This window comes from Tateyamaria sp. (assembly GCF_039940735.1).
Taxonomy (GTDB): domain Bacteria; phylum Pseudomonadota; class Alphaproteobacteria; order Rhodobacterales; family Rhodobacteraceae; genus Tateyamaria.
The window spans coordinates 68802-87404 of record NZ_JBDVGB010000066.1 but is presented as its reverse complement, the minus strand read 5'-3'; the positions used below and the strand labels follow the sequence as shown (position 1 = coordinate 87404).

The following is an 18603-nucleotide window of genomic DNA, read 5'->3' as shown; positions in this document are numbered from 1 at the left end:
AGGGAAGTGGAGCGGGCGGCGGGAATCGAACCCGCGTCATTAGCTTGGAAGGCTAAGGTCTTACCACTACACAACGCCCGCGCAGTGAGGGGTGCATATGCCACCCGCCGAGGAGGGTCAAGAATGGCACGCGCACCCAAACACAAAAAAGGTCCGCGTGGGTGTGATTGACCCGGCCTTTTTCTGTTTTGACGCCTTTGGCTTACGGTCGGTTTGCTGCGTTGCAGGCTTTTTGTGAATCGGGCACGTTTTTTGCGGTGGCATTTTGGGCGGCCTCATTGGGTTTAAACTACGCCATTTGCATCGTCATGGGCGCTACTCAGAAAGCCCTCGTCAAAACCTAACCCACCTGCCCCTTATTCTGCGTCCGTGAAATCCACGTGGATATGGTTGCCGTCGGGATCCCAAATATTAAATGCGGTGATTCCAAGTTCGGCCAAGATCGACTTTTTGAATGTCACATTATGCGTGTTCAACCGCGTTTCAAATTCAGCACTACCCGTCGCCGTCAGAGCAAAATGTTCAAGTTTCAACGCGGCTTCTGATCCGGCACCCGCGTCGTCCTCGACTTGCGTGATGTGCACAACAGCCGCGTCACCCGCATAAAGCCACGCACCGGGAAAGCCAAAATTTGGGCGTGCCCCGTTGTGTAAGCCCAACACGTCCACGTACCACGCGATCATTGTGTCCAGTTGCATGGTGCGCAGATTGACGTGATCAAGACGATTGATTTGCATCTGATTTATCCTTTTTTCGCCGCACCTGCGTATCAATCGAGGCGCGATAAGCAACTTTAGATAAGTCGCAATTTTATTTGATGCCTTCGGCGTTAATGGCATCGGCGCGATCCAACACCTCAGGATAGCGATAGTTCAAGCCCAAAAGCTGGCGCATTTCAGGGCTTGCGGCCTCCATAAAGGTGGCAGGCAGCGCGCCGGGCATGTCCTCAAGCGGTTTCACCCATTTCGGAATGTAGTTGATCAGCACGGCATTGCGGTCGTGATCACTGTTGTTGGGCATCGCACAGTGCCACGCGGCCCCAAAGAACAGCACCGTATCGCCCGGTTCGCCCGTCATCCGCGCGCAATTAGCATAGAACCCCGCATGATCGTCTGATGTGGGATAGCGCAGATCGGTTTGCGAGCCGGGCAAATAGGCCGTAGCACCACTTGCTTCGGTAAAAGGATCAAGCACAATGGTAATCTGCGCGTTCATTGGAAAGCTGGCATTCAGCCCCATAGGGTGCGTTTCGACACCATGAAAATCCCAATAGGGAAAGTCGATATGTGGCTCTTGTCCCGGTCCGCCCGGCAAGATGCGATTGGCGGCGATTGAACCCATGATGAACTCGGTTCCCAACCAGCGCGACAACACCTGCATGATGACCGGATGCGCGGCCATTTCGGAAAAGACCGGCCCCTTGGCCAGCAGATTCCACACCCGTCGTTGTAGGTTGGCGTTCCCGTCCTCCATGGCGGCGCCCTGAAAATGTGTGACTTTTTCAGATTCAGCGTTGGAATGCTCCATGATGATCGCGCGGGCTTGGGCAATCTGGTCTGGGGTAAAAAGGCCCTTGATCTTGACCGCCCCACCGCCGTTCAAAAGCTCTTCGCAGATGGCAGCGGGGTCGATGTGTGTGGATTCGACAGTCAGCATGGGCACGGCTCCTTTGGGCGTTGAACGAGACGATAGCGACCTTGCAACCGGTTGCAAGATACTTCGCGATCACAAGCCAATAGGAAAATGTGCCGCCTTAAGACCCGCCGTCGTATTTCGACCAATCGATTTGGCGAAATTGCCAAATCGCAATCGCCCCGATACCAAAAAACAATGCCGCCCACAGGGTCGCCCCCATCGACAGTTCAAACAGCCCCCACAGGGCGCATACTGCAACAGTTATGTAGCGCCGTGAAGGCCGGGCAAAGAACGCGTGGTCTAGGTCAATCAGTTTGCGCATATGGTCTCCGGACATCAGCCGTGCATATGCACGGTCTTGCCTGCAAACCACGATCAGGCGCGCGCTGTCAAATGGGTCAAGATCGCCCCGGCAGAGTTTTCACAATCAAACATGACTAAATTTGCACGCGCGGCCTAACGTTCGGCCGTTTTGCGAATGATAGCGCCCATTTCCATCAATTCCTGACTAAGCGGATTGGTTTTGCGCCAGATCATCCCGATGGAACGGCTAGGTGGGCTGACATCAAACCGCGACACCGCAACATCTGCCGATCGCGTTTCATAAGCGCGCGCCATTTCTGGGATCAGGGTTACACCGATTCCAGCGCTGACCATTTGCACCAAAGTCGACAATGAACTGCCCTCCATGATCTGGCGTGGGCGCACAGAGGCGTCACAAAACGACAGGGCTTGGTCGCGAAAACAATGCCCTTCTTCTAACAACAGCAATTCCATCGTCGGCAAAACCGCGGCTGTGGGCACGGGCAACCCTGCATCATGGGCGGGGCGAACCAGCAGGAACTCTTCTTCAAATAGCGTGAATTCCTGCAAGGCGGGTTCGGTCACGGGCAAGGCCACAATGGCCGCATCAAGGCGGGACGCCAGAATTTCGTGCACAAGGGATTGCGTGATGGTTTCTTTGGGCTCCAGTTTCAAATCGGGATACCGATCTGCCAACGCATGAATGATCCCCGGCAATAGATAGGGCGCAACAGTCGGAATGACCCCAAGCCGCAATCGCCCCGAAAATGGCCCGGCCTGTCGGCGCACAAGACCGTTGAGGTCATCGATTTGTTGTAGAATTTCAGACCCTCGCGCCAGTAAATCCTCGCCCATCGCCGTAAGCCTGACCTCGCGGGCGGCACGTTCGACAAGCGGGCCACCCATGATTCCCTCAAGTTCTTTGATCTGTAACGACAATGCCGGCTGCGAAATCGAACAGGTTTCTGCCGCACGACCAAAGTGGCGATGCGCCGCTAAAGCCCCGAAATATCGGAGATGTTTGAGCGTCAAAGACTTCATAAGAAAAACCTATCGCGACGATTAGATAATTGAATTGGAACTTATCAATCGCCCTCGATATCTGCAATGTCAGACCTCACCCACAGATCAACTGCAGGAGAAAAACCATGGACGGCAATCCGACCAACAACAAATCAGGCGGCGGCTGCCCCGTCATGCACGGCGGCAACACAGGCACCGACAATGCGGTGACCAAATGGTGGCCCGAGTCGCTGAACCTCGACATCCTGCACCAGCACGACGCCAAGACCAATCCAATGGGTCCAGACTACAACCACCGCGACGCGGTGAAGGGTTTGGATTTTGATGCCGTTCGCGCGGACGTCGAAACCCTGCTGACCGACAGCCAAGAGTGGTGGCCTGCGGACTGGGGTCACTATGGCGGCTTGATGATCCGTTTGGCTTGGCACTCGGCGGGTTCGTACCGTTTGGGCGACGGTCGCGGGGGCGGTGGTGCCGGCAACATCCGGTTTGCACCTTTGAACTCTTGGCCTGACAACGCATCGCTCGATAAGGCACGCCGCCTTTTGTGGCCTGTGAAAAAGAAATACGGCAACGCGCTGTCATGGGCTGACTTGATTTTGCTGTCCGGCACCGTGGCTTATGAATCCATGGGTCTAAAGACCTTTGGGTTTGGCTTTGGTCGCCAAGACATCTGGGGCCCAGAAAAAGACGTGTATTGGGGTTCGGAAAACGAATGGCTTGCGCCGTCTGAAAACCGCTATGGCGATCTGGATACACCGGACACCATGGAAAACCCGCTTGCCGCTGTCCACATGGGCCTGATTTACGTCAACCCAGAAGGCGTGAACGGCAACCCCGATGCAGCCCGCACAGCGCTGCACATACGCGAAACATTCGCCCGCATGGCAATGAACGACGAAGAAACTGCAGCGTTGACCTGTGGCGGCCACACGGTTGGTAAAGCGCACGGCGCCATGGGCGACGACAAAATCGGTGCCGAACCCGAAGGTTGCACCGTTCACGGTCAGGGCCTTGGCTGGTCCAACCCCGATCTGGACGGCAAAGCGACAAACGCGTTCACATCAGGCATCGAAGGTGCGTGGACCAAAGAACCGCTGAAGTTCGACATGGGTTATTTCGACTACCTGTTCGGGTATGAATGGGAACTGACCAAATCCCCTGCTGGCGCGCAGCAATATGCACCTGTTGGCATGCCTGAATCCGAAATGCCTGTTGACCCGACGGACCCCGGCACGCACCGCCTGCCGATGATGACGGATGCGGACATGGCGATGAAGGTCGACCCGATCTACAACGAGATTTGCCAAAAATTCATAGCTGATCCCGCCTATTTCGCAGACACATTTGCACGCGCTTGGTTCAAGCTGACGCACCGCGATATGGGGCCAACCGACAACTACTATGGTCCTTTTGTGCCGACCGAAGAACTGATCTGGCAAGACCCAATTCCTGCAGGCGCAACCGGTTATGACGTCGATGCCGTCAAAGCCAAGATCGCCGACAGCGGCCTAAGCACGGTCGAAATGATCACAACCGCTTGGGATTCTGCACGCACCTTCCGTGGGTCTGACAAACGGGGCGGCGCCAATGGTGCACGTATCCGTCTGGCTCCGCAAAAAGACTGGGCCGGCAACGAACCCGAACGTCTGGCCAAGGTGCTTGGTATTCTTGAACCCATCGCCGCCCAAACCGGTGCATCCATCGCGGATGTGATCGTTTTGGCTGGCAACGTCGGGCTGGAACAGTCGATCAAAGCCGCCGGGATGGATGTGGCTGTGCCCTTTGCCCCCGGTCGTGGTGATGCATCTGATGCGCAAACCGATGCGGACAGCTTCTCGGTGCTTGAACCTGTCGCGGATGGGTTCCGCAACTGGCAGCTCAAGGACTATGCCGTATCGCCCGAGGCGATGATGCTGGACCGCGCGCAATTGATGGGCCTGACAGCCGCTGAAATGACCGTTTTGGTTGGCGGCCTGCGAGTTCTGGGCACCAACCACGGTGGCGCCGCGCACGGTGTGTTAACAGATCGTGTGGGTCAGTTGACCACAGACTTTTTCGTCAACCTGACGGACATGGATCTGGCGTGGGCACCTGTTGAGGGTGGCACCTATGAACTGCGGGATCGTGCGTCAGGCACACCTAAGTTCACTGCCACCAGCGCCGATCTGGTGTTCGGATCAAATTCGATCCTACGCGCCTATGCCGAGGTCTATGCCCAAGACGACAACGCCGAAAAGTTCGTGCGTGATTTCGTTGCAGCTTGGACCAAAGTGATGATGAACGACCGCTTCGATCTGGTCGCATAACGTTAAAACTCCGGGCGGCAACGACGCGCCGCCCGGAGTTTCTTTTGTTGATCTTTGGCGATGGGTTCCCGCCTTTGATCTCGCGCCTTTTTGCCCCCCATCGGGGCTATCCGCGAATAAACCGCCAGATATTCAACGCCATGTCCGTAAGATCAGCGAACCTTGCCGTGATGTGTTCTTTGGCAAGTCCGGTGGCGCGGTCTGGATAGGTGTCTAGGCGATCAATCAGTCGGGACAGACGCCGCCTATGCGTGCCCGTCACGACCTGCAAAGGGTCAGCGATCACACCAGCAAAGGTCGTCACAACCGACATCAACATCGCCAACACCAGCCCCGTGATCACCACCTGCCACGTATCGAGTTGGGTCGAAAAGACAGCATAGTACATTTTCCCCATCCCTTGACCCAAAGGGAATTCCGCAACCGCAAGATTGTATGCCCTGAGTTCAGCAATCGGCCCAACAAGCGAAATCAGACCCGGTGTTGCGGTTTTAAACAGGGCAAAACCTGCCATCAAAACCAAGATCGTCGTTGTAATTTCGCCCACGGCATTGCGCACACCTGTGTAGTCCGCGACTTCGCGTTCCAACACGGCTTGGGGCACTGTTATGCCGACACCTTGCGTTTCAAGGTTTGTGAAAAAGGCCATGATGCCCACAGCCACTTGCCGAGAGACGCTGGTTTGCAACAGAATTTTCCGACCAGATAGCCACCTTGCCGCTTTGTGGCATCGCAACACTTTGGCCAAGAGGCCTGCCAATTTCACAATGACAAAAAGCGGTGCCAAAAGAACATTTGCGGGCGCGCGCAAAAGGTCCGCCCCGAAAGCCAACCGATGAAGCCGCAAGGTGCCGACCAGACCAAAGTGCATGCGCACAAAAGCGCGTATTTCAATCTGCCGTTTCGCCCTTGTGGTCTGATCGTTCACGCGCAAACCCTCTGCTTGTTCCTCACTTTATGTGGTCAGGCCCTACTACGGCCTGCATATGCCATAACAAGTGCCTGTGAATTTGGAACACGGGCCGTTTAAACGCGGCCCGTCCACCACATCCAGAGCACCACAAGCCCGCCAATCAGTAGAATATTGAATCCAATCATCGCACCGATTCCGGTCCAATACCCGCGGCGCGCATCTGCGCGGTCCACAGTATCAAGCCAGACTTCCAATCGATCCGCCGCCGTGTCCAAAGCTGCACCATCTATGGTGCGCAAGAGCTTGGGATTCCCGCCGCACCCTTCGGCCGCAACAATGCGTGCCGCCTCTGCGCGCAACCCACGCGGAAGGCGTCGACCTGCCTTGCGCACGGCACGCGACACCGTCTTGGCGCGCACGCCAAATGCGTCTTCCAGCGCTTTTTGCACCCGATCACTGCGCAGTTTGATGCTATCTTCGGTTTCCATGCCTCACGCTTTACTCTGGTTGAGGGTCGCCGTTCAATCCCTCTGGTTCATCGACCGGTTACGGTCTAGGATTTGAGCATGTTAGAACACACCATTCACGGCGATATATCCGGCACTCCGGTCCTCATCGCACACGGGCTTTACGGGTCTGGACGCAATTGGGGCGTTATTGCCAAGCGACTGTCCGCCACGCGGCGCGTAATCACCGTCGACATGCGCAATCACGGCCACAGTGATTGGTCAGATGATCACACCTACCCTGCTATGGCCGATGATCTGGCGCAGGTGATCGACCATATCGGCGCGCCGATGGATGTGGTGGGGCATTCGATGGGGGGCAAGGCCGCAATGATGTTGGCCCTGACGCGGCCTGATACGTTGCGCAGCCTCGTCGTTGGTGACATCGCGCCTGTCGCCTACAGCCACAGCCAAATGCAATACATTGAGGCAATGCGCGCTGTGGACTTGGCGCAGGTCACGCGCCGTTCGCAGGCCAATGACCAACTGGCCGCCCTTGGGGTCGAACCCGCCCTGTGCAGTTTTCTGACCCAATCGCTTGATGTGGCTGAAAAGCGCTGGCGATTGAACATCGATGTGCTGGCGCAAAACATGCCAGAGATCCTGAGTTTTCCCGAGGTATCAACCACATTCGAAGGGCCGGTTCTGTTTCTGTCCGGGGCCGCGTCAGACTATGTCGACCGCAGCTATCGACCCAAAATTTTGGACCTCTTCCCACAGGCCAAATTCGCTAAAATCCCCGGTGCCGGCCACTGGTTACACGCCGAAAAACCGCGCGAGTTTGAACAAAACCTGACCTCTTATCTGAACACGATTTCGGGGGCACACTTGACGTAAGCCTGCTTGAACCCCCAACTTTATCAGACAGACTACCAAAGGAGAGTGCACACATGTGGGCCAAGCTGCTTGATCGTTTTCTGACCGAAATGATGGTCGAAGATCGACTAACAATTACCTATCCCGACGGAAACACGCGTGACTACGGACCCGACAGTGGTGCGCATGTTCACTTGGCAGTCACAGACGAAGAGACGCTGCGCGCCCTGATCGTCAACCCGGATCTAGGTCTTGGCGAAGCCTACATGGACGAACGCATCGTGCCGCGCAATTGCACCCTTGAGGATGCGTTGACCGTCATCATTCGCAACCGTTTTCAAGGCGGCCTGCCCCCATGGTTGTTGATGGCGAACCGCGCGCGATTTCATATGCGCCGCTTTATCCAGAAAAATGCGCCAAAGGCCTCGCGTCAAAACGTGGCGCATCATTACGATATTTCTGACGATCTGTACCGGCTGTTTCTTGACGAAGACATGCAATATTCCTGCGCCTATTTCCGCGATGACGACATGACGCTGGAACAGGCGCAGATCGCCAAAAAGGCGCATATTGCCAACAAACTGCGGATTGAACCGGGGATGCGAGTGCTGGACATTGGCTGTGGTTGGGGCGGAATGGCCCTTACTTTGGCGCGCGACTATGGGTGTGACGTGACTGGCATCACGCTGAGTGCGAACCAGTTGGATACCGCACAAAAACGCGCCGATGCAGAAGGGCTGTCTGACCGCATCCATTTCAATTTGCAGGACTACCGCCACACCAGCGGTACGTTTGATCGCATCGTGTCAGTGGGCATGTTGGAACATGTCGGCGTGCCGAACTTTGACACCTATTTTGGTCGTGTGGCTGAATTGCTCGACCCCGACGGCATCGCACTGATCCACACCATTGGACGTTCGGCACCACCGATGGCGCATTCGAGCTGGATCAATAAATACATCTTCCCCGGAGGCTATGTCCCATCTTTGTCTGAACTTGCCCCCGCGATGGAACGATCAGGCCTATGGCAAAGTGACATTGAAATCTGGCGCTTGCATTACGCAAAAACAATCCGCCACTGGCGTGATCGATTTGATGCGAATGTCGCCGAAATCGAAGCAATGCATGACGCCCGGTTTGTGCGCATGTTCCGCTACTACCTGACCGTTTGCATCTTGTCCTTTGAGCATCAAATGCAAGCTGTGTACCACTTTCAACTTGCGCACCAACGCAATGCAGTGCCGCTGACACGCGATTACTTACACCCTCGGGACGCGACGGCAAAACCCGCCGCAACCGCACCAAAACGGGATAAACAGCACGCATAAACCTCGTTCTGACCACATTTCCGCCATCTTACATTGCAACGGTATGGGTAACGGAGGTCTCTGCCTCCTGACCCTTTTCGAATGGAGGATGGACACAGTGGAATATAGTCACCGCGAAGAGCTAAAAAGCGAGCCAGCAGGCGAAGGCACAACGATGATGATGCGTTCTGTCCGCGAGATTCTGCAAACGCAGGGTCAAGAGCATCTGCTGGATCCCGAAAACTTCGAATCCTCAAGCGAAGCAGCCACAATGCCGCCCCGCAGTATGCCCAGCGCCGCAACGTCGGATTTTTCCGGCCTGCAACAACCACCCCATATGCAAAATATGCAAGCGGTGATTAATCCTGCGCTAAGTCAGGCAGCCACATCGCCCACCCCAAGCGTTGAATTGACACAAGAAACATCGCCCGCCGTCAAATCGCGTTCGTTGTTGTCCCGCTTGATTGGCCGCTAAGCCCAAAAACCACTGACGTCACCAACTGCGACGGGTCACAACGGCCTTTGCCCGCGCGGTCCATGGCCCATTTCGCATCCCGCGCCTGATAAGCGCGCACACCCCCTTGCACCTTTCCGCGCCATGCCTATAACGCGGATAATTTGCACAAACCCGGGGGCCTGAGATGCCAAAGCGTACCGACATAAAGTCGATCATGATCATCGGCGCGGGACCCATTGTGATTGGCCAAGCCTGCGAGTTCGACTACTCTGGCGCACAAGCCTGTAAGGCCCTGCGCGAAGAAGGCTACCGCGTCATTCTCGTGAATTCGAATCCCGCCACGATCATGACCGACCCCAACATGGCCGATGCCACCTATATCGAACCCATCACCCCCGAAGTTGTTGCCAAAATCATCGAAAAAGAGCGCCCTGACGCGCTTTTGCCAACGATGGGTGGCCAGACAGGCCTGAACACATCGCTTGCCCTTGAAGAAATGGGGGTGCTGGACAAATTCGGCGTCGAAATGATTGGCGCCAAACGCGACGCCATCGAGATGGCCGAAGACCGCAAACTGTTCCGCGACGCGATGGACCGTTTGGGCATCGAAAACCCGCGCGCCACCATTGTAACGGCCCCCAAGGACGACAACGGCAAGAAAGACCTTGCCGCCGGGGTTTCTATCGCGCTGGAAACCCTCGAAGATATCGGCCTGCCTGCCATCATTCGCCCCGCCTTTACGCTTGGTGGAACGGGCGGCGGTGTTGCCTATAACCGTGATGATTACATGGCGATTTGCCGCTCAGGCATGGATGCGTCGCCCGTAGGCCAAATTCTGGTCGATGAATCGCTGCTCGGTTGGAAAGAATACGAAATGGAGGTGGTGCGCGACACCGCCGACAACGCCATCATCGTTTGTGCCATCGAAAACGTGGACCCAATGGGCGTACACACAGGCGATTCCATCACTGTGGCCCCGGCGCTGACCCTGACCGACAAAGAATACCAAATCATGCGCAACCACTCGATCGCCGTTTTGCGCGAAATCGGTGTGGAAACCGGTGGGTCGAACGTGCAGTGGGCGATCAATCCCGCCGACGGGCGTATGGTCGTCATTGAAATGAACCCACGCGTGTCGCGGTCGTCTGCGTTGGCGTCCAAGGCGACTGGTTTCCCCATCGCCAAGATCGCGGCGAAACTGGCCGTGGGCTATACGCTGGACGAACTTGATAACGACATCACCAAGGTCACGCCGGCAAGTTTTGAGCCGACTATCGACTATGTCGTCACCAAAATCCCAAAATTCGCCTTCGAAAAATTCCCCGGTTCCGAGGCAACGCTGACCACCGCCATGAAATCCGTGGGCGAGATCATGGCCGTCGGCCGCACTTTCCACGAAAGCTTGCAAAAAGCGATGGCATCCATGGAATCCGGTCTAAGCGGTCTGGATGACATCGAAATTCCGGGATTTGACGCCGATGTGCCGACTGACGCGCCACAAAACAAGGCCGCCATCATCAAGGCCATCGCCGCCCAAACACCCGACCGTCTGCGTTTGATTGCACAGGCCATGCGCCACGGGCTAAGCGACGATGAAATCCACGGCGTCACCATGTTTGACCCTTGGTTCCTTGCTCGCATCCGCGAAATCATCGAAACCGAGGCTCAAGTCATCACTGGTGGCCTGCCCGCCGATGAGGCAGGCATGCGTGCGTTGAAAATGATGGGCTTTGCAGACGCCCGGTTGGCCGCGTTGACAGGAAAGACTGAAACCCAGGTCCGTACTGCTCGAAACGATCTGAACGTGCGCGCCGTCTTTAAACGCATCGACACCTGCGCCGCGGAATTCGAGGCGCAAACGCCTTATATGTATTCCACCTACGAAGCGCCCGTATTCGGCGACGTGGAATGCGAAGCCCGCCCATCTGATCGCAAGAAGGTTGTCATTCTTGGCGGTGGTCCGAACCGGATCGGGCAAGGGATCGAATTTGATTACTGCTGCTGTCACGCTTGTTACGCGCTGACCGACACGGGTTACGAAACCATCATGATCAACTGCAACCCCGAGACAGTGTCGACCGATTACGACACCTCGGATCGTTTGTATTTTGAACCTCTGACGTTTGAACATGTCATGGAAATCATGCGTGTCGAACAGGAAAACGGCACGCTGCACGGCGTCATCGTACAGTTCGGCGGGCAGACGCCGCTGAAACTGGCCAACGCCTTGCAAGAGGCCGGTATCCCAATCCTTGGCACGACGCCCGACGCCATTGATTTGGCCGAAGATCGCGAGCGTTTCCAAAAGCTTGTTCAAGATCTGGGCCTGAAGCAACCTAATAACGGTATCGCCAGTTCTGATGCCCAAGCGCTTGAAATCGCCGAAGGCATCGGCTTTCCACTTGTGATCCGCCCGTCCTATGTTTTGGGTGGGCGCGCCATGGAAATCGTGCGCGATATGGGCCAGTTGAAACGCTACATCGCCGAGGCGGTTGTGGTGTCAGGCGACAGTCCTGTGTTGCTTGACAGCTACCTTGCGGGCGCGGTCGAACTGGACGTGGACGCGCTGTGTGACGGCAAGGACGTGCACGTGGCCGGTATCATGCAACACATCGAAGAGGCCGGCGTGCATTCGGGCGACAGTGCGTGTTCGCTGCCCCCCTACTCGCTGTCCAAAGACATCATCGCACAGGTCGAAGTCCAAACCCGCGCATTGGCACTCGCGTTGAATGTTGTGGGCCTGATGAACATCCAATTTGCGGTGCAGGGCGACGATATCTTCTTGATCGAAGTCAACCCGCGCGCCTCGCGCACTGTGCCCTTTGTGGCCAAGGCGACCGATTCCGCGATTGCATCGATTGCCGCGCGCATCATGGCGGGCGAGCCACTGACGAACTTCCCGTTGCGCGCGCCCTATGACGCCGATGCCAGCTATGGCGCGGTGCTGCCTTTGGGTGATCCAATGACTTTGGCCGATCCGAACATGCCGTGGTTTTCGGTCAAAGAGGCGGTTCTGCCCTTTGCCCGTTTCCCCGGTGTGGATACGATTTTGGGCCCTGAAATGCGATCAACCGGCGAAGTTATGGGTTGGGATCGCACCTTTGCGCGCGCCTTCCTTAAGGCGCAGATGGGGGCTGGCATGGTATTGCCAGACTCTGGCTGTGCGTTCATCTCGATCAAAGATGCTGACAAGACGCCCGATATGCTGGAAGCGGCACAAATCCTGACCGGACTTGGCTTTACGCTGGTCGCCACAAGCGGCACCGCTGCGTGGTACGAAGATCAAGGTGTGACCTGCGCAACTGTGAACAAGGTCTATGAAGGGCGCCCGGACGTCACCGACATGATGAAAGACGGGCGCATACAGTTGGTCCTGAACACCACTGAAGGCACGCAAGCGGTTGAGGATTCCAAATCCATCCGTTCCATCGCCCTTTACGATAAAATCCCATATTTCACGACCGCTGCCGGATCTTACGCCGCCACACTTGCGATCCGTGAACAAGCGCAGGGCGATGTGGGCGTCAAGCCCTTGCAAGGATAACCCTTTCAGAACAGGCATGGCGCGCGACCCAAGATTGCGCGCTATGCCTATTTATCCATCTGCACGGTTTCTAAGGCTCAAAACAGATAGCAATTCAGTGACTTGCGGTGTACCCGCAGCCCAGCCCAGACTAGGGTCGCGGATCGCTGCTTTTGGAAAGGTCGTGGGATGGACGCGTTTTCGCATCTGATAGAGACCGCTGGGCTGACGACGCTGTTTTTCGCGATTTTTGGCGAGTCTGTTGGCCTTTTTCTGCCTGCTGAAAGCGTTCTGATCGCAATTATCACGCTGCGCGAAACGGGTAGCCTTTCGCTGACGCACATTGTTTTGGCAGCCTGGAGCGGGGCTGTGCTTGGGAACGGGGCCGCCTACATGATCGGGCGGCGGTTCGGCAGGCCAGTGATCCTGACCTACGGCGCACGTTTTGGTCTGTCCGAACCACGTTTTGCCATGGCCGAGGACAAAATGGCGCGCCACGGGGCCCTGATCTTAATCGTGTCCCGGTTCATATTGCTGGTGCGTCAAGTCAGCGGTTTTGTCGCTGGGACAACGGATATGCCATGGCCACGCTACCTTGTGGCCAATGTCTTGGGCGCGACGCTTTGGGTGGCCATCTGGACTTGGATCGGGGTGCGCTTCGGAGAATTGACGGCGCTGCTGCCGTGGCTTTTGGAGCATCTGCACATCGTCGCGTTGATCGCGGTGCCGGCACTCATCATCGGCGGTATTGTTTGGTGGATGCTGCGTCGACGAAAAGCAAAACGAAACGATTCCACCGGTTAGCGCGCACCCTTTCACACGGCAGAACCAAGGGTTGCAACATTCGAACGGCGTTCGAATATGGGCCACATCGGCGCGTACGTTCCCATCGACATTTCAATCGACTTTCTGCACGCAACGGCCATCGATTTGCGTCACCGTTATCCATTCTTGTCCTTCGAACCGGTTGTAGGTGACTTTCTAAACCCCGTTCGTCTGCCTGAACATCTGTCTAGCACGCCCAAAATCGTGTTCTTTCCCGGCTCGACTTTGGGTAAACTTCCACCGGATGACGCCTAATTTCGGTTGCCGCTGGTGCGCGCGTAGCCGAACGTTCACGCCTTTGTTCTTGGTGTCGATCTAATTAAAGATCCGTATGTTTTGGTTCAGGCCTATGATGACCGCGCGGGCGTGACCGCAAAGTTCATCAGCAATATTCTTGTCCGGCTCAACACCGAATTAAACGCAACATTTGATCTGTCTGGGTTCGCCTACGAGTCCAAGTGGAACGCCGCATTGCCACGTATCGAAATGGCACTGATTTCGACCGAGTCGCAAACGGCGATGTTGGTCAGTCAAGCGATCTTGTTTCAGGCAGGAGAACGAGTGGCGATCAGCCAATCGCGTAAATACACCGCCGAAACTTTGGGCGATCTCGCCAATGCCGCCGAGTGGCGCATTGGCAAATGGATCACGGACACTGAAAACCAGTTTTCCGTTGTCGTGTTGCGGCCTCGACAAGGCCGCAACACGTGACTTGAGCGCTTGTTAAGAACGCTCTTGCAGGTTCAGGAAGTAGTCGAAAATCTCGGGAACATTTCCGTCGCCTTGACCGGCGGCCAATGCTGCTTGCAAGTTTGCTGACGTGCCTTCCGCAATCTGCGCGCGGGTTCCAAGGTCTTCGACCATTTTGACGAAATAACCGATGTCTTTAGTCGCGTTGGCAATCGAGAAACCCAGATCGCTGACACCGTCCACAGCGTAGTTCTTACAGAAATTCATGAAAGGCGAATTGGATGGGCCCGCTGACATGATGTCAAACAACTGCTGGCGGTCTACTCCGGCTCGGTCTGCGACTGCGAAGGCTTGGCTCATGGCGCAAACAGTGGTCATACCCATGAAGTTGTTGATCAACTTCGTGGTGTGCCCTGCCCCAAGTGCGCCAACATAGAACACGTTTTCGCCCTGTACATCGAGCACTGGCTTGACCTTTTCAAAGGTGTCCTTGTCGCCCGCGGCCATGATGTTCAGCAAACCGTCCTTGGCGTGTGCAGGTGTACGGCCCAAAGGCGCGTCGATCATGCCCGCACCTTTTTCACCCAAAGCAGCGCCGATCTTTTGGGTCGACGTCGGGATCGAAGTTCCGAAATCAATCACGACAGCGCCGTCTTTGATGCCCGCCAGAATGCCGTCATCACCGTAGATCAGGCTCTCGACGACGTCCGACGTGGTCACGCACAACATTACGATGTCGCTGACTTCGGCCAGTTCACGAGGTGTGCTGACCTCCGTTGCGCCGCGCGCCACAGTAGCGCCTACAGCGTCTTTGTTGCGGCCCATGACCACAAGGTCAAAGTCATTTTTTTGCAGGCATTCGGCCATGTTGCCGCCCATTAGGCCTAGGCCGATGAATCCGATTACGGGCTTTGTCATGGTGCACTCCTGAAATAGTGGTTTGTGTTCGATTTGACGCGCAGCGCCCAGCATGGGCAGCTTTGCAATTGAGAATAAGAAGGCCGCAGCATCCTAAGAGAATGTCTTTGGCATCAGCAGTTTTGGCAGCCACAAAGCGATTTCGGGGAACAAAATCACCAGCAGCAAAATCAGCAACATCGGCAGCAAGATAATCACCACGTCGCGCATCACCTGCACCACGTTCAACCCGCCAATCGCAGCAGAGATCAGCAAGCACAACCCATATGGCGGCGTCACCAACCCAAATGCCAACGAGATAATCCCGATGATCGCAAAGACCGTTGGATGGATATCAGCCGCTTGCGCAACCGGCAAAAGCACGGTGCCTAGAATGATGATCGTTGGGATCGCATCGATGAATAGCCCAAAGAACAAGAACAGCCCCGCAATGATAAGCGCAGTACCAAATGTGCCAAGGTGCAGATCAACGATCAGCCCAACAATCAACGCGGGCACTTTATAAAACGCCAGCAGCCAGCCAAAGGCCGAGGCCGTACCAATCGCAAACAGCGAAATCGAAGCGAACCGCCCGGTGTCGTAAAAGATGTGTCCTAGGTCTTTGACCGTCACAGTCCGATAGACAAACAGACCCAAGATCAGCGAATAGCCCGCAGCGATGATGGCACTTTCGGTGGGGGTTACGACCCCGCCAACAATACCACCCACCACCAAGATCGGGGTCAGCAACGCCAGAAACGAGCTTTTGAACGCGCGCCACAGATCGCACATGGTTGGTGTGCCGATCGTGGGATAGCCATAGACCTTGGCATAACCATAAACCGTTCCCATCAGCGCAAGACCGATCATGATGCCCGGCGTGGCGCCCGCCAAGAACAACGCACCGACCGAAGTTTGCATCACCCCACCCCAGACGATCATCAAGATCGATGGCGGGATGATAACCCCCATGACCGACGAACACGCGGTAAGCGCAACGGCAAAGCGCGGGTCGTAGCCTTCTTTGACCATGGCGGGGATCAAGATCTTGCCGCAACCCGCAGCATCGGCTGTAGAAGAACCAGAGATACCTGCAAACAGCATAGACACCGCAACGTTCACATGGCCCAGCCCACCTGGCATCCATCCAGTTAGTACGCGGGCCAGATCGATCAGCTTATCGGTGATCTTGCCTGAGTTCATCAAGTTGGCGGCCAACAAAAAGAACGGCACAGCCAGCAGAATAAACGAGTTATAGGATTGGAACATCCGGTCCAGCAAAATGAACGGCGTCAGGCGTAAATCAAGCACCACGATGGGGATCGTCGCCAGACCCAGCGCAAAGGCGACGGGGATGCGCATAAGCACCAGCAGGATGAACAACCCGACTAGGATAAGACAGGCAAGGCCCGTTGGAATAATCATGAGGTTTCTTTCGGGCCGGTTCGATACGTCTCAATCGCTTGGAACAAACGGAAGCCTGCGAACAGCGTCCAAAGTGTTCCAGCAATGGGAACCGAAATATGTGTGATAGCCATGTTGGCGCGCATCATGGGAGAGTTTTGGATATAGCCGAATTTGGTATATTCAATCCCGTAGATCGCAAAAAGAATGGCAAACCCGGTGATCATCACCAGAACAAAACCATCCTGCAAAAGCTTTAGAAGGGGGTGTTTTGCATCCGGCAGCACGCGCACATCGAAATGCGTACCTTCCCAGACAGCAACAACAGAACCGACCATGACAGCCCAGACAAAAATGAACGTAGCCAGTTCCTCGGTCCAAAGATAGACGGGGATGATCCCGGTGTAGCGTGCGAGAACTTGCATGCCGACCGGAATGGCCAATGTCGCGATCAAGACACCCAGAAGCAGGCGAAACGCGTCGCAAAATCTGTCAAGAATTCGTTCCATTTGGGATGCGCCAATTCAGTAAAAGCGTCCACCGGCAGGACTATCCCGCCGGTGGATCAATGTCGTAAGTGGTTTACTTACTTAGCCCGGATTGCTTCAAGCAAATCGGTTGCGCCAAGCTCGGCTGCGTAAGCGTCCTGAACAGGGATCACCAGCTCAAGCAGTTGTTCGCGACCGGCAAATTCCTGCACTTGAACCTGACCAGCATCGATCATTTCCTGCATTTTTTCGCCGTCTTGGCTGCTTTCCAGGTCACGACCAAAAGCACCAGCTTCTTTGCCTGCGGATAGAACTGCAGCCTGCAAAGCTTCTGGCAATTTGCTGAACGTTTTTTCAGCCATCACAATTGGACGCACTGTAATGGCGTGCTTGGTCAAAGTGATGTTTGGTGCAACTTCGTAGAACTTAAGGTTCTGGATCGACGCCGCTTCGTTTTCAAAGCCAGCAATCACACCAGTTTGGATCGCGTTGTAGACTTCGTTGTAGGCAATCGCCGATGGCGCCGCTTTAATCGCGTCAAAGATTTGCGCCTGAATAGGTGCACCCATGACCCGCATTTTGTGGCCTGTCAGCTCTTCGATGTTGCTGATAGGTTCAGCTGATGCAAGGTTGCGAACGCCGCCCCCAGCATAACCGATAACGCGGATGTCGGCCTTGGCCAGCAGCTCTGCCTCAAGTGGCGCCATAACGCCGCTGGACAGTGCTGTGTTCCAGTGATCCAGATCGCGGAACAAGAATGGCATATCCATCAAAGGGATCGACGGGGCAAAAACAGCCATGTTCGACGGGGCCATGATGGCATAGTCGATGGCAACGCCTTGCTGCAAGAACGTAACAAAGTCGCTCTCGTCGCCCAGTTCGCCGTTCAGGCTCATCTCGAATGTGACGTCACCGTCGTAGCCGGCAGTAACCAGCTGTTCGAGTTTACGTAGTGTTTTGGTGTAGGCATGCTCTTCATCGAACAAGCTTGCCCCGCGCAATGCGACTGTTTCCGCGGATACAGAAACGGCTGCAACAGTTGACAATGCGATGGCCGCGACGCTCATGCGTGCGAATGAACCAAAGTTAATCATGAATTCCTCCCAGAATTGACGCCCGTGATTCCGGGCTGCCATACTACCATACTAGTATGGATAAATTTGTGTCAACAACGGTTTTGAAAGGTCTTGCCGGTTTTCCGAGCCAAATCTGACAGTGGCCTTGCCTACACCCCACGTCGGCATTGAACCCTAACGAAAAAACGTAATTCTCCCACAGGGTTCCATTCAATTTCGGTCAGTTTTTCAACGCCTACAAACACACTTTGTGGCCATTGCAGGCTTATCGGGGGTTTGAACTCAGCTCAAAACCAATCGCACACAACATGCGTGTACCCCCAACCAAAGGCTGCCAAAATAACAGGCAGCGTCACGAGACAAGTAAGCTCAATACGCTTAAAAAATGGATCAATACATATGTCGTGAGCACTTTCTTCGAAAGATGTAGG

16 protein-coding genes, 1 tRNA gene and 1 pseudogene are annotated in these 18603 nt (G+C 55.4%); 7 read left to right on the top strand and 11 right to left on the bottom strand.

The window, feature by feature from the left end:
- Positions 1-7: 7 nt before the first annotated feature.
- From ABJF76_RS14775 to ABJF76_RS14755, 5 genes are all read right to left on the bottom strand, one after another.
- Positions 8-81: transfer RNA gene (locus tag ABJF76_RS14775), tRNA-Gly, on the bottom strand.
- A gap of 275 nt (positions 82-356) precedes the next feature.
- Positions 357-737, bottom strand: coding sequence for a VOC family protein (locus tag ABJF76_RS14770; RefSeq protein ID WP_413820862.1), 381 nt, complete (start codon positions 735-737; stop codon positions 357-359).
- A 73-nt stretch (positions 738-810) separates the two neighbouring features.
- Positions 811-1656, bottom strand: a complete 846-nt coding sequence (locus tag ABJF76_RS14765; protein WP_413820861.1) for a phytanoyl-CoA dioxygenase family protein — start codon at positions 1654-1656, stop codon at positions 811-813.
- Between the two features lie 97 nt (positions 1657-1753).
- Positions 1754-1957, bottom strand: coding sequence for a hypothetical protein (locus ABJF76_RS14760; RefSeq protein ID WP_413820860.1), 204 nt, complete (start codon positions 1955-1957; stop codon positions 1754-1756).
- Between the two features lie 134 nt (positions 1958-2091).
- Complete coding sequence (locus ABJF76_RS14755; protein WP_413820859.1) at positions 2092-2979, bottom strand: LysR substrate-binding domain-containing protein; 888 nt, start codon at positions 2977-2979, stop codon at positions 2092-2094.
- 107 nt (positions 2980-3086) lie between these two features.
- Here ABJF76_RS14755 and katG point away from each other — a divergent pair, with 107 nt between their 5' ends.
- Positions 3087-5270, top strand: a complete 2184-nt coding sequence (katG, locus tag ABJF76_RS14750; protein ID WP_413822602.1) for a catalase/peroxidase HPI — start codon at positions 3087-3089, stop codon at positions 5268-5270.
- A gap of 106 nt (positions 5271-5376) precedes the next feature.
- Here the strand turns inward: katG and ABJF76_RS14745 are convergent, their stop codons facing one another.
- Positions 5377-6198, bottom strand: coding sequence for a DUF6635 family protein (locus ABJF76_RS14745; protein WP_413820857.1), 822 nt, complete (start codon positions 6196-6198; stop codon positions 5377-5379).
- Positions 6199-6296: 98 nt separating this feature from the next.
- On the bottom strand, positions 6297-6671 hold the full coding sequence (locus ABJF76_RS14740; RefSeq protein ID WP_413820856.1) for a hypothetical protein: 375 nt from the start codon (positions 6669-6671) through the stop codon (positions 6297-6299).
- Between the two features lie 78 nt (positions 6672-6749).
- Here ABJF76_RS14740 and ABJF76_RS14735 point away from each other — a divergent pair, with 78 nt between their 5' ends.
- The 6 genes and pseudogenes from ABJF76_RS14735 to ABJF76_RS14710 all read left to right on the top strand — a co-directional run bounded on the left by ABJF76_RS14735 (position 6750) and on the right by ABJF76_RS14710 (position 14328).
- Positions 6750-7526 carry an alpha/beta fold hydrolase gene (locus ABJF76_RS14735; RefSeq protein ID WP_413820855.1) on the top strand — a complete coding sequence of 259 codons (777 nt, stop codon included), beginning with the start codon at positions 6750-6752 and terminating at the stop codon, positions 7524-7526.
- A 53-nt stretch (positions 7527-7579) separates the two neighbouring features.
- A complete protein-coding gene (locus ABJF76_RS14730) occupies positions 7580-8833 on the top strand; it encodes a class I SAM-dependent methyltransferase (RefSeq protein WP_413820854.1) in 1254 nt (417 codons plus the stop codon).
- Positions 8834-8930: 97 nt separating this feature from the next.
- Complete coding sequence (locus ABJF76_RS14725) at positions 8931-9287, top strand: hypothetical protein (RefSeq protein WP_413820853.1); 357 nt, start codon at positions 8931-8933, stop codon at positions 9285-9287.
- A gap of 166 nt (positions 9288-9453) precedes the next feature.
- Positions 9454-12813: a carbamoyl-phosphate synthase large subunit gene (gene carB / locus ABJF76_RS14720; protein ID WP_413820852.1), complete on the top strand. Its 3360-nt coding sequence runs from the start codon at positions 9454-9456 to the stop codon at positions 12811-12813.
- 168 nt (positions 12814-12981) lie between these two features.
- Positions 12982-13596, top strand: coding sequence for a DedA family protein (locus tag ABJF76_RS14715; protein ID WP_413820851.1), 615 nt, complete (start codon positions 12982-12984; stop codon positions 13594-13596).
- A 57-nt stretch (positions 13597-13653) separates the two neighbouring features.
- Positions 13654-14328, top strand: a pseudogene (locus ABJF76_RS14710) (L-histidine N(alpha)-methyltransferase).
- A gap of 12 nt (positions 14329-14340) precedes the next feature.
- Here the strand turns inward: ABJF76_RS14710 and ABJF76_RS14705 are convergent.
- From ABJF76_RS14705 to ABJF76_RS14690, 4 genes are all read right to left on the bottom strand, one after another.
- Positions 14341-15225 carry an NAD(P)-dependent oxidoreductase gene (locus ABJF76_RS14705; protein WP_413820850.1) on the bottom strand — a complete coding sequence of 295 codons (885 nt, stop codon included), beginning with the start codon at positions 15223-15225 and terminating at the stop codon, positions 14341-14343.
- A 93-nt stretch (positions 15226-15318) separates the two neighbouring features.
- Positions 15319-16629, bottom strand: coding sequence for a TRAP transporter large permease (locus ABJF76_RS14700; RefSeq protein WP_413820849.1), 1311 nt, complete (start codon positions 16627-16629; stop codon positions 15319-15321).
- Positions 16626-17117, bottom strand: coding sequence for a TRAP transporter small permease (locus ABJF76_RS14695; protein WP_413820848.1), 492 nt, complete (start codon positions 17115-17117; stop codon positions 16626-16628). Before ABJF76_RS14695 ends, ABJF76_RS14700 begins: the two co-directional genes overlap by 4 nt.
- 77 nt (positions 17118-17194) lie before the next feature.
- Positions 17195-18190, bottom strand: coding sequence for a TRAP transporter substrate-binding protein (locus ABJF76_RS14690; RefSeq protein WP_413820847.1), 996 nt, complete (start codon positions 18188-18190; stop codon positions 17195-17197).
- Positions 18191-18603: the final 413 nt, after the last annotated feature.

What these genes read in the sequence shown, in the direction of transcription:
- ABJF76_RS14770 (WP_413820862.1), bottom strand. Translation starts at nt 737, where the DNA reads ATGCAAATCAATCGTCTTGATCACGTCAATCTGCGCACCATGCAACTG.
- ABJF76_RS14765 (WP_413820861.1), bottom strand. Translation starts at nt 1,656, where the DNA reads ATGCTGACTGTCGAATCCACACACATCGACCCCGCTGCCATCTGCGAA.
- ABJF76_RS14760 (WP_413820860.1), bottom strand. Translation starts at nt 1,957, where the DNA reads ATGCGCAAACTGATTGACCTAGACCACGCGTTCTTTGCCCGGCCTTCA.
- ABJF76_RS14755 (WP_413820859.1), bottom strand. Translation starts at nt 2,979, where the DNA reads ATGAAGTCTTTGACGCTCAAACATCTCCGATATTTCGGGGCTTTAGCG.
- katG (WP_413822602.1), top strand. Translation starts at nt 3,087, where the DNA reads ATGGACGGCAATCCGACCAACAACAAATCAGGCGGCGGCTGCCCCGTC.
- ABJF76_RS14740 (WP_413820856.1), bottom strand. Translation starts at nt 6,671, where the DNA reads ATGGAAACCGAAGATAGCATCAAACTGCGCAGTGATCGGGTGCAAAAA.
- ABJF76_RS14735 (WP_413820855.1), top strand. Translation starts at nt 6,750, where the DNA reads ATGTTAGAACACACCATTCACGGCGATATATCCGGCACTCCGGTCCTC.
- ABJF76_RS14730 (WP_413820854.1), top strand. Translation starts at nt 7,580, where the DNA reads ATGTGGGCCAAGCTGCTTGATCGTTTTCTGACCGAAATGATGGTCGAA.
- carB (WP_413820852.1), top strand. Translation starts at nt 9,454, where the DNA reads ATGCCAAAGCGTACCGACATAAAGTCGATCATGATCATCGGCGCGGGA.
- ABJF76_RS14715 (WP_413820851.1), top strand. Translation starts at nt 12,982, where the DNA reads ATGGACGCGTTTTCGCATCTGATAGAGACCGCTGGGCTGACGACGCTG.
- ABJF76_RS14705 (WP_413820850.1), bottom strand. Translation starts at nt 15,225, where the DNA reads ATGACAAAGCCCGTAATCGGATTCATCGGCCTAGGCCTAATGGGCGGC.
- ABJF76_RS14700 (WP_413820849.1), bottom strand. Translation starts at nt 16,629, where the DNA reads ATGATTATTCCAACGGGCCTTGCCTGTCTTATCCTAGTCGGGTTGTTC.
- ABJF76_RS14695 (WP_413820848.1), bottom strand. Translation starts at nt 17,117, where the DNA reads ATGGAACGAATTCTTGACAGATTTTGCGACGCGTTTCGCCTGCTTCTG.
- ABJF76_RS14690 (WP_413820847.1), bottom strand. Translation starts at nt 18,190, where the DNA reads ATGATTAACTTTGGTTCATTCGCACGCATGAGCGTCGCGGCCATCGCA.